This window comes from Desulfosediminicola ganghwensis (assembly GCF_005116675.2).
In the GTDB taxonomy this organism is placed as follows: Bacteria; Desulfobacterota; Desulfobulbia; order Desulfobulbales; family Desulfocapsaceae; genus Desulfopila; species Desulfopila ganghwensis.
The window spans coordinates 3,256,166-3,271,671 of record NZ_CP050699.1 but is presented as its reverse complement, the minus strand read 5'-3'; the positions used below and the strand labels follow the sequence as shown (position 1 = coordinate 3,271,671).

Annotated in this window: 13 protein-coding genes and 2 tRNA genes; 7 read left to right on the top strand and 8 right to left on the bottom strand. The window is 45.5% G+C overall.

What is annotated here, in order from left to right; genetic code table 11:
• Positions 1-45: 45 nt before the first annotated feature.
• Genes mqnC through FCL45_RS13855 form a run of 3 tightly spaced genes read right to left on the bottom strand, consistent with a single transcriptional unit; the run spans position 46 to position 3,664 of the window.
• A complete protein-coding gene (gene mqnC / locus FCL45_RS13865; RefSeq protein WP_136795889.1) occupies positions 46-1,113 on the bottom strand; it encodes a cyclic dehypoxanthinyl futalosine synthase in 1,068 nt (355 codons plus the stop codon).
• Between the two features lie 59 nt (positions 1,114-1,172).
• A complete protein-coding gene (mqnE, locus tag FCL45_RS13860) occupies positions 1,173-2,270 on the bottom strand; it encodes an aminofutalosine synthase MqnE (RefSeq protein WP_136795890.1) in 1,098 nt (365 codons plus the stop codon).
• Between the two features lie 59 nt (positions 2,271-2,329).
• Positions 2,330-3,664 (bottom strand): sigma-70 family RNA polymerase sigma factor, encoded by a 1,335-nt coding sequence (locus tag FCL45_RS13855; protein ID WP_136795891.1) that lies wholly within the window; start codon positions 3,662-3,664, stop codon positions 2,330-2,332.
• 450 nt (positions 3,665-4,114) lie between these two features.
• On the opposite strand from FCL45_RS13855, the gene malQ reads away from it, so the two are divergent.
• Both malQ and FCL45_RS13845 read left to right on the top strand, forming a co-directional pair.
• On the top strand, positions 4,115-5,689 hold the full coding sequence (malQ, locus tag FCL45_RS13850; RefSeq protein ID WP_136795892.1) for a 4-alpha-glucanotransferase: 1,575 nt from the start codon (positions 4,115-4,117) through the stop codon (positions 5,687-5,689).
• An 81-nt stretch (positions 5,690-5,770) separates the two neighbouring features.
• Positions 5,771-5,846: transfer RNA gene (locus FCL45_RS13845), tRNA-Glu, on the top strand.
• 118 nt (positions 5,847-5,964) lie between these two features.
• Here the strand turns inward: FCL45_RS13845 and FCL45_RS13840 are convergent.
• Genes FCL45_RS13840 through FCL45_RS24605 form a run of 3 tightly spaced genes read right to left on the bottom strand, consistent with a single transcriptional unit; the run spans position 5,965 to position 7,445 of the window.
• A complete protein-coding gene (locus tag FCL45_RS13840) occupies positions 5,965-6,474 on the bottom strand; it encodes a hypothetical protein (RefSeq protein ID WP_136795893.1) in 510 nt (169 codons plus the stop codon).
• Positions 6,455-6,991 (bottom strand): MBL fold metallo-hydrolase, encoded by a 537-nt coding sequence (locus FCL45_RS24610; RefSeq protein ID WP_228721334.1) that lies wholly within the window; start codon positions 6,989-6,991, stop codon positions 6,455-6,457. Before FCL45_RS24610 ends, FCL45_RS13840 begins: the two co-directional genes overlap by 20 nt.
• A 1-nt stretch (position 6,992) precedes the next feature.
• The gene (locus FCL45_RS24605; protein ID WP_228721333.1) at positions 6,993-7,445 is read right to left on the bottom strand and encodes an MBL fold metallo-hydrolase; all 453 of its coding nucleotides are present in this window, start codon (positions 7,443-7,445) and stop codon (positions 6,993-6,995) included.
• Between the two features lie 367 nt (positions 7,446-7,812).
• Between FCL45_RS24605 and FCL45_RS13830 the strand changes: the two genes are divergently transcribed.
• Both FCL45_RS13830 and FCL45_RS13825 read left to right on the top strand, forming a co-directional pair.
• Positions 7,813-7,888, top strand: a tRNA-Glu gene (locus tag FCL45_RS13830).
• Between the two features lie 939 nt (positions 7,889-8,827).
• Complete coding sequence (locus FCL45_RS13825) at positions 8,828-9,553, top strand: substrate-binding periplasmic protein (protein ID WP_167495661.1); 726 nt, start codon at positions 8,828-8,830, stop codon at positions 9,551-9,553.
• Here the strand turns inward: FCL45_RS13825 and FCL45_RS13820 are convergent.
• On the bottom strand, positions 9,534-11,051 hold the full coding sequence (locus FCL45_RS13820) for a sensor histidine kinase (protein ID WP_136795895.1): 1,518 nt from the start codon (positions 11,049-11,051) through the stop codon (positions 9,534-9,536). The two genes, FCL45_RS13825 and FCL45_RS13820, sit on opposite strands and share 20 nt — an antisense overlap.
• Positions 11,052-11,123: 72 nt before the next feature.
• Positions 11,124-11,855, bottom strand: coding sequence for a winged helix-turn-helix domain-containing protein (locus FCL45_RS13815; RefSeq protein WP_136795896.1), 732 nt, complete (start codon positions 11,853-11,855; stop codon positions 11,124-11,126).
• A 385-nt stretch (positions 11,856-12,240) separates the two neighbouring features.
• Between FCL45_RS13815 and FCL45_RS13810 the strand changes: the two genes are divergently transcribed.
• From FCL45_RS13810 to FCL45_RS13800, 3 genes are all read left to right on the top strand, one after another.
• Positions 12,241-12,708 (top strand): TRAP transporter small permease subunit, encoded by a 468-nt coding sequence (locus FCL45_RS13810; protein ID WP_167495662.1) that lies wholly within the window; start codon positions 12,241-12,243, stop codon positions 12,706-12,708.
• A gap of 30 nt (positions 12,709-12,738) precedes the next feature.
• Positions 12,739-14,055, top strand: a complete 1,317-nt coding sequence (locus tag FCL45_RS13805; RefSeq protein ID WP_136795898.1) for a TRAP transporter large permease — start codon at positions 12,739-12,741, stop codon at positions 14,053-14,055.
• Positions 14,056-14,197: 142 nt separating this feature from the next.
• Positions 14,198-15,247, top strand: coding sequence for a TRAP transporter substrate-binding protein (locus FCL45_RS13800; protein WP_167495663.1), 1,050 nt, complete (start codon positions 14,198-14,200; stop codon positions 15,245-15,247).
• Positions 15,248-15,506: the final 259 nt, after the last annotated feature.

Sequence of the window (15,506 nt, the reverse complement as noted above, 5' to 3'; positions counted from 1 at the left end):
TGACCAAAAAAACTGCAGATTGTTGCAGTATGCAACCCTCCCCAGTTACTCTACCAGGGTGTAATCCATACGCCTCTGCTTCGGTGTATAACCAGCATCTACAACTAACCTGCAGATCTCTCTCTCAGACAACCTGAATGCCACTCCGGCAGCGGCCACAACATTTTCCTCAATCATGGTGCTGCCAAAATCATTGGCACCAAATGACAAGGAAAGCTGCGCTATCTTTGGTCCCTGAGTTACCCAGGACGCCTGCACGCTGCTGATATTGTCGAGATATATTCGTGACAGAGCAAGCATTCGCAAATAGGTCATGGCGGTCGCTTTCTCTACATCTGCCAACACTGTATTATTCGGCTGAAACGGCCAGGGGATAAACGCGGTGAAACCACCGGTGCGATCTTGCAACTCCCTCAACCTGCGCAGATGCTCAAGGCGCTCTTCGGCTGTTTCGATATGACCGAACATCATGGTGGCGGTGGTTCTTAAACCCAGATTATGAGCTTCCTCCATTACCGCAATCCACTCATCTGCTGAACACTTCTGCGGTGCTGTTGCCTGACGGACACGGTCATTAAGTATTTCCGCTCCGCCACCCGGAATAGAATCCAACCCTGCGGCTATCAACCTTTTGAGCACTTCCTTGATAGAGAGCTTGGAAATTTCAGCAAAATGGCATACTTCGGGTGGAGAGAAGCCATGAACATGAATCCCTGTACTCTTCATAAAACGAAGCATATCCTCGTAGTATTCCAGAGGAAGATCCGGGTGCAGGCCGCCTTGCAGTAAAATCTGTGTACCGCCGAGTTCCTGGGTTTCTTTGATTTTCTCACCAAGCTGTTCTTTGGTCAGCAAATAGCCACCCGGCTCTTCGGGCCCCTTAAAAAACGCACAAAATTTACAGGCAGAGACGCAGATATCCGTATAGTTGATATTACGATCTATGACGTATGTTACAGTCCTGTCCGGATGGAGTCTTTGACGTACCGAATTGGCAAGAAATCCTAATTGGTAAAAATCAGCCTCACGCTCAAGCAGTAAAAACTCTTCGTCACTTATGCGTTCCCCAGCTTCAATTTTTTTGGCAGTCTCCTGCACTCTGACAGCTGTCATATTTCTTTAATACACCAGTTATGCGATAGCTTAAAAATTCAGGTTAAATTCCCCGGACCTTACTGATGAACCTGCATCACCTTATAAAGAGTGTCACGCTCCACAGGTATACGCCCAGCTTCTTTAATCAGTTTGACCAGGGTATTGCTGCCAATGGCCTGGTCAGTATCGGCACCCGCCATATGAGTAATACGCTCCTCCTTGACGGTGCCATCCATATCGTCTGCGCCAAACGAGAGCGCAACCTGGGCAAGTTTAGGCCCTATCATTACCCAATAGGCTTTGATATGCGGGAAATTGTCGAGAAAGAGTCTGGAGACCGCTATGTTTTTAAGGTCATCCATGCCTGTGGTTCGTGACAGGTTTGCCATCTCGGTATTTTGAGGATGGAAAGCCAGTGGAATGAAAGCGAGAAAGCCGTTGGTCTCGTCCTGAGCTTCGCGTAAAGCAGCCAGATGCTCGACCCGCTCTTCCAAAGTCTCTATGTGCCCGTAGAGCATGGTTGCATTTGTATTCAAACCGTGTCTGTGCGCTGTTTTGGCAATCTCTATCCAATCTTTGCCCGGTAGTTTGTCGGCACAAGTCAACTCGCGGATTCGAGTGGCGAAGACCTCTGCTCCACCGCCAGGAATCGAGCCCAGCCCAGCCTCTTTAAGAACTTCGTAGGTATCACCCACAGACTTACCTGAAATCTGCGCAAGATGCGCAATCTCAACACAGGTAAACGCCTGAATATGCACCTCGGGCCGGACCTCTTTAATGCCGCGGAGAACTTCTAAGTAGTACTCAAAAGGCAGATCCGGGTGGATACCACCGACCATATGTATTTCGCTGATCGGCTCATCAAGCCGTTCACGAACCTTGGTCTGTACATCTTTAACACTCATCTCATATGCTTTATCGGCATCTTTTTCTTTACCGAAAGCACAGAATTTACAAAGATTAGTGCAGATATTTGAGTAATTTATATGCTGATTGTAGATAAAATACGTATTATCTCCGTTCAGCCTGTTACGTACAATATTGGCGAGATATCCAAGCGCAAGTATATCATTGCTCTTATAAAGCTGAAGCCCTTCCTCAACTGACAATCTTTCGGAAGATTCAACTTTTTCCAGGATTTTCCCTAATCCAGCCTTTTCGATATAACTTTTCATGGCAATAAAAAAAGCCGGGGTTATCTTCCCGGCTCTTAAAGGAATTGTTTTGAAATTTCTCAGTCGATGAAGAACTTGAGTTTGTCCCTACGGCTGGAGTGTCGCAACCGATTCAACGCCTTTTTCTCAATCTGGCGAATACGCTCGCGGGAAACATTAAATCTTTTACCAATTTCCTCAAGGGTATATTCAGCCTTTTCGCCGATTCCGAAACGCAGTCGGATAATCTTCTCTTCACGTTCGCTGAGAGTTGAAAGGATTTCCTTCACCCTGCCCGCAAGCTCGCGGTTCTGAACTGCATCGTAAGGAGATTGAGATTCCTGGTTCTCCAGAAAATCGCCCAGGGTTGAATCATCGTCACCAACCGGGGTTTCCAGGGAGATAGGTTCACGGGATGCTTCGAGGATGGAAAGAATCTTATCCATCGGAAGGCTGGTTGCCTTTGAAATTTCAAGCGGTGTTGGCTCACGGCCAAGCTCTTTATAAAGGGCATAAAACGCTTTGAAAAATTGGCTTCTCAGTTCAAGGAAATGAACAGGCAAACGGATCGTTCGGGTTTTGTCCAGAATAGCTCTGGTAATTGCCTGCCTGATCCACCAACTCGCATAGGTGGAGAATTTGTTACCTTTGGTGTAATCAAAACGGAAAACTGCACGCATCAAACCAAGGTTACCTTCCTGAATGAGGTCGGCAAGAGTTAGCCCCTGATGCATATACCTCTTGGCGATGGATACAACCAACCTCAGGTTGGCCCTGATCATGGTGTCTTTCGCCACCTCAATGGAACGACTGTACGCCTCGATTTTAGCCTGCAGTTCGAAAAGCTCCCGGATATCGGAATATTTTCTGGAAGCACTGGTGACGCTGTAGTGCATCAGATTCAGCTGCTGCTTCTTTGGCTTAAGGGTCGGATCACGCTTTTCCCAGAGATCGATTCGCTCACGCATCAGCGCCATCTCTTTCACACCAGACTGTTCTTCCCGGATTGCCTGAATGATGCTCTCGAAGCCCTGCCTAATAGTCTTGCTGTACTTTGCTTCTTCTTCCGGGGTAAGAAGGTCGAAACGACCCATCTCTCGGAGATACGTGGTCGTGGTCTCCTCAGCCTCGTGGGATTCAGTTTCGGAGCCGGAGCTCAACTCGAACCCGTCAAACCCCTCATCAGCGTCAGACTCGTCCTTTTTCTCCCAAACTTCTCCTGAGAGAGTCCTCTTTTCGCCGGATTTCTCAACCGTTACGATCTCGATATCGTGCGCTCCGAGAAAATTAAAAATCTTCTCTATAGCGTTCGGATCCTTGATCTCATCTGGCAGAATCTCATTAAGGTCGCTAAAGCTGATACAACCTTCATCTTTACCGGCTTTCAGTAAATTTTCTTTGATTTCAGACAGCACAGGGCTACCACTCCATTAACTTGAATTTGAAAGACAGATTCCTGTACACTTAAGTACGTTAGGATAGGTTTCATCACAATACGATGATTTGGCACCTATTGCTGGAACTACCTGATATTACGTATAAAAACCAGCGAAAAGAATTTCGCAGACAAAAAAACTTCAAGATCGCAAAAATAAATCATTTTTAGTTTTTTTGCAATCGTTATTATTCGGGCTGTCAACAGGTCTACGCAATTATCTGCAATATCGATAAAAAAAGCTGATCCGCCTAACGCATAATCAACCCATCACCGCAAAGGTGTCTATATGTCGTTACATACTATAGCATTCATCACTGGGGAAACAAGGTATGGCCATTGGTTATTTTTCCTCATACAATCAGTTGCATGCAAGCTATTCTACAGGATGTGGATTTAACTCAACTTCAGACGATACTCAGACCCCACAATGCCTAACCTACTCTCACAGCGCAGACGTAGCGGAATACTCGCTCATATCAGTTCCCTTCCCTCCCCCTACGGAATAGGCGATATAGGCCATTCCAGCCATCGATTCCTTGAATTTCTTGCCAAAAGCGGACAGAGTTGCTGGCAGTTTTTGCCATTCAACCCAACCAATCCACTCTTCGACAACTCACCATACATGAGCGTTGCCGCCTTCGCTGGGTCGCCATTATTGATAAGTCCGGATCTCCTTAAGCAATCCGGACTTGTCAGCGCTAAAAGCCTTGACCACAATTATGATTTCTCTCCCTTCCAGGCGGACTATACTGCTTCATGGAATTTCAAAAAAGATCTACTGGCAGAGGCATTTACCAACTTTGAAGTTGAAAGCAACATGGCATTCCAACTATTTTGCGACCGACACAGATGGCTTGAAGATTATGCCCTGTTCATGGTTTTAAAAGAGCAACACACTAACAGAGGTTGGTTCCAATGGCCAAGAATGCTTGCCGCAAGAGACGAAAGCACACTCAAAAAGCACTACCTTAAACACAAAGAACGAATTCTTTATTACAAATTCGAGCAATTCATCTTTACCGAACAGTGGAAACAACTGAGATCGCTTGCTACTGACTTAGACATATTACTTTTTGGAGATATCCCCATTTATGTCGGGCTGGACTCGGTGGATGTCTGGGCCAACCAAGACATTTACGACCTCGACCCGGATACCTTCCTGCCAAATAAAGTGTCCGGGGTCCCGCCGGATTATTTCAGTGAAACCGGTCAGCGCTGGGGTAATCCCCTGTACAACTGGAGCAGTGAATCAGTTGAAGTCCGCAAACAACTCGAAGACTGGTGGGTTGACCGATTCTCTAATGTCTTTGAATTTGTAGATATCGCCCGCATTGACCATTTCCGTGCCTTCGAGTCATATTGGGCCATCCCGGCGGAAAATGATACTGCTGTAGATGGTGACTGGGTAAAAGGTCCTGGTGCGGGTTTTTTCAAAAAGATCCAGCGTCGACTTGGAGAATTAAACATTATCGCCGAAGATCTGGGAATCATCACCCAGGAAGTAATCGACCTGAGAGACAAACTGGAACTCCCAGGCATGAAGGTGCTGCAGTTCGCCTTTGACGGCAACCCGGACAACAGTTTTCTGCCCTACAACTATAACACCTCAAACTGCGTAGTATATACTGGCACACATGACAACGAGACAACTGTGGGCTGGTTTCTGAACCACCAGCTCAATGACGACCTGCGAAAGACAATTAAAGAATTGGCAAACAGAACCCTGCACGACGATTCAGGAATCCACAATGACCTGATGTACCTCGCACTGTCTTCAATCGGCTGTCTGACTATATTTCCACTACAGGACGCACTGGGTTTTGGCAACGATTGCCGAATGAACAGCCCCGGCGTACCAGAAGGCAACTGGGGCTGGCGCTGCATTGATGAATACCTGAGCGAGGAACTCAGCATAAGCCTCCGTGCCCGCACAAAACTTTTTGGCAGGTATAGTGAAAGCAAGCCCAAAAGTGAAATTCAGGCTGAGATGGCCAAAAAGTAAAATCAGATCATCAGGAATGATTTTTTTTGGCAATTACTGTTGACAACGCCACTGCACTTAGGTATATACACCGAACCGTTTGGCCCCATCGTCTAGTGGCCTAGGACATCGGCCTCTCACGCCGAGAACAGGGGTTCGAGTCCCCTTGGGGTCACCACGCATTTCAAGTGGTTACCACTTGTTGACATACAAGACCACACGGTTTATAAAGGCAATGGCAGATTTTCTGCTGTTGCCTTTTTTTATTCCCCCCAGAAAACCGGTGAGCCAGATTTTCAACGAACATTAAGCAACTCCTTTTGATATTCCCCCCACCATTGCTCAATCACCTGTACGCCCAACCTGGCATTACCGGAATTCATCTCCGGTGGATATCTTCCCAGCCTGAAACCTTCGATTAGAAAAGCCGCCTCCCTTCCTACTGTTGACATCCTGCAATCCCTATACGAGGAGTAAACACTGTGCACATTGGCGCACGCTTCCTCTGACGCCAGCAAGGGGATGAGTTCTGCAATATTCATATCCCGCAGCCATGAGGGAGAAGCATTGGGGACAGCAACTGTAGGGCATGGCATCACCCTCTGGCGTTTCAAGTAATCTATTATGCCTGCCGGCGGTACATCACCATAAGAAAAGTCACTGCCCCCGGAAGCGGCTGAATATGCGGAGCCGGTTACGCTAAAAGAAAGCACGATACCAGCCGCCAACAGACAGGAGCGTAACGAAATATTTCCCCACCACCCTGAAGGGTGTCGCACTGCTATACTATCCCCCTTGAAGATCATACGTCTCGCCCGCCTTTAATATTCTGGTATCACATTGCAATTCATCAGAAATTCTACTCAACGCATGGTCGCAGCTATCATGCGCGGATAATAAAAGCTTTTGGGGTACTACCTTCCGCAAAAAACTTACAGTACGGTCAAATCCGCATCGGTTATCCGCTGCCAGGGCCGCTTCCCCGTGCCCCAGATCATCTGTGCTTTGAATCCCGCTTTTTTTTAACGGACTGCCTGTCACCGGAAAGTGCAGCCCGCCCACTATTGCGTATATTGGTTCGTGACAGAGCGATTTAACCATTTTCACTATTAGCTCTATGGTTGGATGCCCGCAACCGGTGATAATTGCGACGCCTTTACCTTTTAATCTGGCGATAAGAGTCTGCTCCTCAATCCAGCCCATTAGAAACAGGCTCCTGGCAAGCGGTCCTGTAGCACCAAACCCGGCCGGAAGTTGTTGAGGTTCAGATACGAATTCCGCAACCCCTTCTACGATTGCCTCTACCGGAAGAAAAAATGACAATTTATTTCCCTAATTGCATTGAGCACAAACGACCATATTTTTTTGCTGCAGCGAAACCGCCCATATGATCAGGGTGCAAATGTGAAATAGCAACCCCATCCAGAACTCGATCCGCAAGGCCCATCTTTTTACTGTTTACTGCCATAGCATCGTCTTCCGGCCCGTAACCCACATCAAAAAGCAGCGTTCCAAGATCTGATTCCAGCAAATAACAGACAGCAGGTGAACCGACAAACCCTGAAGCCGCTTTTTGCTCAACCACCGCTGACAATGAAAGTTTCTCGAGTTCAGGCAGGTTGAGTTCCCCTGCCTGCTCTATTCGCGCACGGTTGCATTTCTGTGCCGATTCCCGGTCCTGAGAAAATTGTAGATTTCTACGATAGAGCAGGGGCAGAATAACAGGTGAAGCTGCGACAAGAAAAGGCCACCATACAGGGATTACAGGCAGTGACATTTCACTCCTCCCACATTGGTTGCAATTTCATTACATTACAGATTTTCCGTGTAATGGCAACCCGGTAACCATACCGCAGCACAGCATATATCTCACTGATATATTGACCTACACACGCAAAAAGCAGCGGCTAAAAACTGCTCTTTTCAAGTTAGACCACTCAGCAAAAAAACAACTGGCAACGCACGGACATCGTTTAAAGAGAATATTTTGCTCTCAAAACTCAATTGCGCGACCCTGGCCAGTACATATTGTATCTGTGATTTCAAAATGCTCATCGCATATGTTTTGATCGAAGAAAATCAAACAACCTGTCGACTAATTGTTGACAAGGATTTCCAGGTCAGTTATATACACTCGCATTGCTGGCCCCATCGTCTAGTGGCCTAGGACATCGGCCTCTCACGCCGAGAACAGGGGTTCGAGTCCCCTTGGGGTCACCATGTTTGCTCGTGTAAGAGGGAGAAGGCTCCCTTTTGCACTAAGCAATCTCCCTCCACCTTCTTTTTTCTGATTCACTAACAATCTCATAAATCATTGCATGTACAGCTGACTTGATAATTAGAGGGCTGCGTGATTAATCTCCTCAGCCAAATGTGTAATGCTGTAATGAATATTTTTTCCGACACATTTACCACATCCTTGGCACTTGTAAATTGTTCCAGAGTCTCCCCTACTTGTCTTTTGTGCTCATTCAAAGGAGCGACCTAGGCAGAAAATGTATCTTTGTCAATGAGCCCAACTTGGTACAAATCTAACCATTTATCTATACGACCAGTGATATCCTCAAGCCGAACGGTACCCTGCTCTATCTCGGGATTGCCCTTTTCCATCCTAGCGTAGGCATTATCTATTCCCCCCCCACACTGTCGGAAGACAATATCTGCTGCTGCAGGTAGCTAAAGATCGCATCTTCAACCCTTTTGATTGAAATCCCGTTGTTAATACAACCACTGCCAGCTTTAGTTTGAGCATTACAGCGGCACGTTACTCTATCACCAATATCACCAATATAACTGTACCCACAGTCAGAAGTGGCCCCGGTGCGTTGGACAGGATCGCACCCACTTCTGATTGACCCTAGAGGACTTAATCTTGACCCGTTAGGACAATAGCAGTCAAGTTGATAAGTTTCATCGACATACAGCAAGATAACATTTCTCCCACCTCCACCACTGGAGCATGTAGGGAAATAATCTTACAGCATCTACCATTATTTATTGATAAAATAGTTATCTGTTTTTATAAAAAAAAATCAATTTTAACCTTGTTATGAATTCCTAATAGTTCTCCGAGCACCTATGATGCCTCACAGCAATTTCATAAAAACAACAGTCTTACTCCTGTTTCTTTTTACAACCGCATTTATCAGCAGACCTGCCATGGGAACTGAAAAAGTGGTAAAACTTGCAACTCTGCCAGACTTTCCTCCTTTTAGCTTTGTCATTGAAAGCTATGATTTTGATGCTGAAATTATCCCCCCCGGCCAGAATTCTAACCGGCTCATTGGCTCCTCCTGGGACATTGTCCGTGAGAGTTTTCATGCCATGGGATACACCATCCAGTTGCAGATTATGCCATGGAAAAGAGCTCTGCTATTAACTGAAAAATGTGAAATCGACATCCTCTTTCCTGCCGGGAAAAACACGGCCAGGCAACAAATATACCAGTACTCCACAGAACCGATTAACACGATAAATTATGTGATTTACGTACGACCCGATTCCCCCCTCCAATGGGACGGGCTTGCCCCCCTTAAAGGCTTGTTAATTGGGGTGAAAAAAGGCTGGACCTATGGGGATAAATGGAATAACGCTGACCACTTTATAAAATTTAATGTGGATGGGGTCATTCAGGGTTTTAAAATGCTGGACAAAAAGCGTTTAGATGCCTTTGCCGGCTACGAAGAAATCTTCGACTATAATCTGCAGCAGGTTAAATGGAAGAACAAGTACAAAAAGCTGGCATATTTTGGCGGAAGCCTCGAGTACCCTATAGGGTGTAAAGGTAATGAATCTGTCAAAGAAAAACTGGCTGACTTCAAGCAAGGCAAACAGATAATAACCGACAACGGCCTGCTCGAATTAATCAGTCAGCGGTGGCAATAACCGGTGTTTTTAAGCCGTCTAATTCTACACTAACACAGAAACCCTTTGGTTCTACGTTTCTTACGGCGACATTTCCTTTGCAGGCCTCTATACAGGATTTAACGATTGATAAACCGAGTCCAACTCCACCCGTATCACGCTCCCTCGATTTTTCCACACGGTAAAATGGGTCAAAGAGCTGATCTATCATCTCCTCAGGAACCCCTGTACCGGAGTCAGAAAACTCAATGCATACCTTCCGTTCTACAGATTTGGCTGTAATTGCAATTGCACCATACCCCTTGGCATAGCGCAGGGCATTGCGCAAAATATTAGAAAATGCCCTAAAAAGCAGCTCCTCATCACCATTGGCTGTAATGTCCGGATGTACCTCAACCCGAATATCCGCATAATGTGCCTTCTCCCTTGCCACCACCTTTTTAACCAGAGACAGTAAATTAATCTTGGTAAAATTAATACTGCCGGGGACGATTTCAGCCCGTGAAAAGGAGAGCAGACTATTAACAATATCGGACATGTGATCCATCTCTTCAATGGCATCGTCTACATACTGGCGATTATGCTCAAGGGTTTTAGTTTCCAGGATGCTCAACGCCAGCTGGGTACGGGCAATAGGTGAGGCAAGTTCATGGGCTACATCACCGAGGAATCGTTTCTGACCTGTAACAAAGCTGGACAAACGTGACGCCATATGATTAATGGCCTTACCCAGTCGCCCAACCTCATCCACCCTCTTTTCTTCTAACTTAACATCAAAGTCTCCCCGAGCAATCCGCTCTGTGGCCTCGGTCATCTGAGCAAGCGGATAGGTGATAATAGGACTCATCATAACCTTCATGGTAATGAGGACAAGAACCGAGCAGAGCGTTATGATTACCCCCAACACCACCCAGAGATGGACTTTATTTTTCTGATTTATCTCCTTGATCTTTGATGAACTCTTTTCAAAGTTCTTCAAGGCTTCAACATTGGATCTCTGGAAATGCTGTTTTAAAAGCCTATCGGTGTAATAGATATTTATCACACCAACCTCCCGCTCCCTATAAGAGGCGATGCCCTGTGCAACTTTAAATGATTCCAGTGAAAAGGATGGCGGCAATCTAGTACCGGAAAAGGTACTTTCATTCTGCCTCCAGTAGGCGGCGTAAATAGTTTTTTGGTCATCTAAAACAATAATTGCCTGGATTTCAGGAATCCTAAAAAAGGGGATAATCGTTGGGCCGACATCATCAATACTATAAATTTTTACCGCTGAAATGGCCCCCAGCATGTCTGCGTTGAACTGAATATTTTCATCCAGTTTTATGACCTGTTGATCCTCTTCAACTTGCTGTAATTGCTGAGTTTCAATCTTTAAGTTGGTAATCAGATCATTAACCAGTTTATTTTCAGTATTAATGAACGCATAGCCAGCCACCAGCAGACTCAGAAAGATACAAACACCAAAAGACAGCGACAATTTAATGACAAGACTCAGTCTAATGGTAAATACATTCATGGCTTCTGGTAAGGTTTAGCGGCATTGAGTATTGGAAAGTACAGGGAGAAACAATTATACCCCATGGGCCTGTTAAACTGCTTTTTGAAGGCTTGAATCAATAAACATATAGCCTGTGCTTCGCACTGTTTTTATATATTTTGGACTTTTCGGATCATCCTTAATTTTTCTTCTAATCGATGATATATGATTATCAATTATACGATCAAAGGTTTCATGGTTGCGATTATCGAGAAATTCCATTAACTGATCTCTGGATAATACCCGACCACTATTTTGTGCTAAATAATTCAATAATCGATACTCAGCCGGAGTAAGAAGGGTATCTTCACTATTTAACATAACAACCTGGGACAAGGTGTTGATCGTTAGCTGGCCATATTGTAGCACCTCTTCCCTCTCTACATTCTGCTTGGGTTCTGTGATATGTACCCGTCGAATTACCGCCCTCAGTCTTGCCAGTAGCTCGCGAGAGGAAAATGTCTTGGGTAAATAGTCATCAGCCCCCATCTCGAGACCGACAATACGATCAACTTCATCCCCTCTGGAGGTGAACATTAAAACAGGGATGGTGAGATTATGACGAAGCCGTTTCAACACCTCAAAACCATCGATACCAGGCAGCATTACATCTAAAATCACTAGATGGAAGTTCTCGGTTAAGGCTAAATCAAGCCCATCCTGACCAGTATGTGAGATGGTGAGAGTATAGCCGTGGGGAGTTAGATAGTCTTTTAGTAAGCGACAAAATTTTTTATCATCATCGATCAACAGTAAACTTATTTCATCTGAAGAATTATACATTTCCCCCTCTCCCTTACCAAAAACATGTTGTCTGCACCAGATTACAGGCAAACATATCAAAATATGATCAACATACAATGCTTAACTGAAAACAGTGCTATCCATTTAATATTAGGCAGTTAACAGTTACATAGTCATAGTTCCAGAGGCAGCAGCCATTACCACCCCACCCAGCCATACTATACCGACAATACAATACTTGCCTCTCCTCTCAACAACAAACAGAAACTTATCTACATATAATTTACACAAAATTTACTAAATCCCGATATTAAGAAGAACATTTCCTTCTATCTTCCTAAAACTGCTAAAAGACGTATCAGTAAAGCAGATCTCACAATGGCCCATGTGCAGGCCTCTGAGATCAATCATGAAAGGATATAATATGAATAAAATCGGTAGATTTGTATCACTTCTCCTTCTTCCCCTCATTGGAATTATCGTCTACAGTGCATTGAAGTCATATTTCTTCAAGACACCTCCAAGCTGGACGTTTGAAATGTCAATTTTCATTTTTGGGTCCTTTTTCATGCTTGGCGCCGCTTACTGTCACATGCTCAAAGGACATGTCGCAGTCGATATTATCAACAATTACCTCCCCGAAAAGTTCAAGAAAATCCAGGGTCTCTTCTCTGAGAGTGTCATTCTCTTTGTAGCACTGGTGATAATTTACGTCAGTATCCCCAATGCATACCGAGCAACTCTGATGGGCGAGCGCTCGATCCTCCAGACCCCTTTTAACCCTTATGTCTGGTGGTTCAGGTGGGTCATTCCAATATCTTGTAGCCTCCTTGCCTGGCAGGCGGTAGCTAATATTTACTCACTGCTAACTGACCGGTCTAAAAATTCCTAAAACTAATCGCTACTACGCTGGAGATATAAGATGTTTGGTGAACTTGCCCCTCTTTTCATGTTTTTTGCCCTGTTTCCCCTGCTGATAGCTGGAGTACCCATTGCTTTTGCTCTGGCTGCGGTGGCCATTGTTTTTTCCTATTTCCTCTGGGGTGAGGGTGCACTTAATGTTCTGGTCTCCGCTTCATGGGGAACCATGAATAACTTTGTCATCATTGCAGTCCCCCTGTTTATCTTTATGGCGTATATCCTGCAAAAAATAAACGTGGTCGAGGATCTTTATGACGCCTTTTATAAATGGTCCGGCCCACTAAAGGGTGGTCTTGCTATCGCGACAATCCTTGTTGGAGCAATCCTCGGTGCGGTATCCGGTGTAGTTGCAGCAGGTGTCATTGGTCTGGGACTTATTGGTCTTCCGCAGATGTTTAAACACGGTTATAACCGAAAACTTGCCATGGGTTCAGTACTCGGTGGTGGAACCCTTGGGCAGCTTATTCCGCCTAGCACCAACATGATTCTTTACGGTGCTGTAACCGGTGTTTCCATTGGCGGTCTATTCGCTGGAGGTATCTCTGCTGGTGTCTTTCTCGCCTCGCTCTATATCATTTATATATTCATCCGTGGTCTCATCGAGCCATCATTTGCTCCGGCTCTACCGGTTGAAGAACGTGCCACCTGGCTGGAAAAACTATACGCCCTGAAAACCGTATTTTTTCCCGGACTACTTATCATCGTTGTACTCGGCTCCATCCTTCTCGGTGTTGCAAGTCCTACAGAAGCTGCAGCCTTTGGTGCAGCAAGTGCACTTGCCATTGGTGTAGCCAACAGACGACTCACCTGGGAGATCGTATACTCATCTTGCTATGAGACCCTGAGTGTAACTGCTATGGTCGGCTGGATGATGATCGGTGCCTCTGCATTCGGCTCTGTTTTCTCTGGGCTAGGAGGTAATGCCATGGTCGCTGACTTTGCCATGAATATGCCAGGTGGAGCAACAATGGTCTTTGTTGTCGCTGCCCTGTTTATTTTCCTTCTCGGCATGTTCCTTGAGCCAGGGGCAGTCATCTTTTTAGCCGTACCAATTATTGCGCCAATCCTTTCCCAGATGGGCTTTGATCCTCTCTGGGTTGGCCTTGTGGTCAACGTGATACTGCAAAGTGCCTATATATCTCCTCCATTTGGTTTCAGCCTGTTCTACCTGAAGGGATGTGCACCTGAAGGCGTCGATATGGTGGAGATTTATAAGTCAAGTATTCCGCTTCTCATTCTCCAAGCAGTCTGTGTAATAATGATTTTTATCTTCCCTGAGATAATCCTCTGGCTACCGCAGAAACTTCTGAGCCTTTAGAAACCAAGAATCAGAGTAGAACCACTATACAAAAAAGAGAAGACTCATAATTAAGAGTACAACTAACAACAGAATTCAGGTGCCACTGTTGAGCTGGAGTAGGTGCCAAATTCAAAACTCAAACATGGAGCAAGGGAGAACTATGAAAAGAACGATTGCAGTTATCCTGTCAGTATTTTTTGTAATGATGGGGTCACAGGCAGCTTTCGCTGCAAAAAAGGTTAACTGGAGACTGGTAACTCACTCTATGCCTGGTACTGAGCAACAGAGGATTGCCGAAAATTTTGCGGAAACAGTTGAAACCCTTTCACAGGGCAGCTTCAAGATCAAGGTTTTCCCTGCAGGCGTACTGTTCCCTGTTTTTGAAACCTTTGACAGCCTTCGCAACGGTATGGTTAATGCCGGCATGGTATACAGTGCATACTGGCCAGGGAAGGATCCGCTGTTCAGCTTTACCACCCAGCCGGGCTCACCACTCAGCACCTATGCAGAAGGCGCCTATCTTGTTGAAAAACTCGATCCTTGGTTCACCAAGCTGTATGCAAAGCACGGTATGACCTATCTTGGCCATGCCATGGTAAGCCCGCTCTACGAGCAGCTCATGTCTGTAGTTCCAATTGATTCTGTTGATAAAATAAAAGGCTTACGTATCCGTACCTCTGGTATTGGTGGTCAATACTATAAAGCATTAGGTGCAACCACTGTTTCCCTTTCAGCACCTGATATCTACACCGCTCTTCAAACCAGCAGTATTGAAGCTGCAGAATGGACCTTCTGGGATGAGAACATGCGTATGGGCTTTCATGAGGTAGCGTCCTACGTATTAGATCCAGCACTTCAGAACGGTACCTGTGAATACTTCCCACTCGTTGTTAATACTGCCAGCTGGGAAAAGCTCTCTCAAGAGAATAAAGAGATCGTACTGGCAGCAAGAGATCGTATGCGTTATCTCTCAGCAATGGTTTACAATAAAGAAATTATTGCCCGTGAAAAGTGGAAATCTCTGCCAAATGTTACTGTTGTAAAGTGGTCTGATGAAGATCAGGCTAAAGCTCGTGCAGTAGGACACAAGGTTGTTCGCGAAGCCGCTGAAAAATCACCTGAGGGTCAGGAGTTCCTCAAGATCTACAGCTCCGCTCTCTGGGAACTTGGCTATAAAGAAGATGCCAAGGAGTTAGGTTACACCGAGTAAAGAGTTTACCACTATTTACTGTTAATAAAGACGGGCCGTCCTCAGGGGCGGCCTTTGTATTTCACTCAACCAGATTCAATCAGAAGCTATTTTGTGATAACTGCTCCAATTGCAAACGTTACGACTCACCCCATCGCCCTTTCATATCTTCCAGGGATCATAGGCGTAAGCGTACATTATTACCCCACGGTAACGCCTACCCTAGCCGATCAGCGCCACAAAGACAAATTTTTTCCATTTATTATGAGTGATTACCTGT

Excerpts from the sequence above, each read along its gene's own strand:
- mqnC (WP_136795889.1), bottom strand. The coding sequence starts at position 1,113 with ATGACAGCTGTCAGAGTGCAGGAGACTGCCAAAAAAATTGAAGCTGGG.
- mqnE (WP_136795890.1), bottom strand. The coding sequence starts at position 2,270 with ATGAAAAGTTATATCGAAAAGGCTGGATTAGGGAAAATCCTGGAAAAA.
- malQ (WP_136795892.1), top strand. The coding sequence starts at position 4,115 with ATGCCTAACCTACTCTCACAGCGCAGACGTAGCGGAATACTCGCTCAT.
- FCL45_RS13840 (WP_136795893.1), bottom strand. The coding sequence starts at position 6,474 with ATGATCTTCAAGGGGGATAGTATAGCAGTGCGACACCCTTCAGGGTGG.
- FCL45_RS24605 (WP_228721333.1), bottom strand. The coding sequence starts at position 7,445 with ATGTCACTGCCTGTAATCCCTGTATGGTGGCCTTTTCTTGTCGCAGCT.
- FCL45_RS13825 (WP_167495661.1), top strand. The coding sequence starts at position 8,828 with ATGGGAACTGAAAAAGTGGTAAAACTTGCAACTCTGCCAGACTTTCCT.
- FCL45_RS13820 (WP_136795895.1), bottom strand. The coding sequence starts at position 11,051 with ATGAATGTATTTACCATTAGACTGAGTCTTGTCATTAAATTGTCGCTG.
- FCL45_RS13815 (WP_136795896.1), bottom strand. The coding sequence starts at position 11,855 with ATGTATAATTCTTCAGATGAAATAAGTTTACTGTTGATCGATGATGAT.
- FCL45_RS13810 (WP_167495662.1), top strand. The coding sequence starts at position 12,241 with ATGAATAAAATCGGTAGATTTGTATCACTTCTCCTTCTTCCCCTCATT.
- FCL45_RS13805 (WP_136795898.1), top strand. The coding sequence starts at position 12,739 with ATGTTTGGTGAACTTGCCCCTCTTTTCATGTTTTTTGCCCTGTTTCCC.
- FCL45_RS13800 (WP_167495663.1), top strand. The coding sequence starts at position 14,198 with ATGAAAAGAACGATTGCAGTTATCCTGTCAGTATTTTTTGTAATGATG.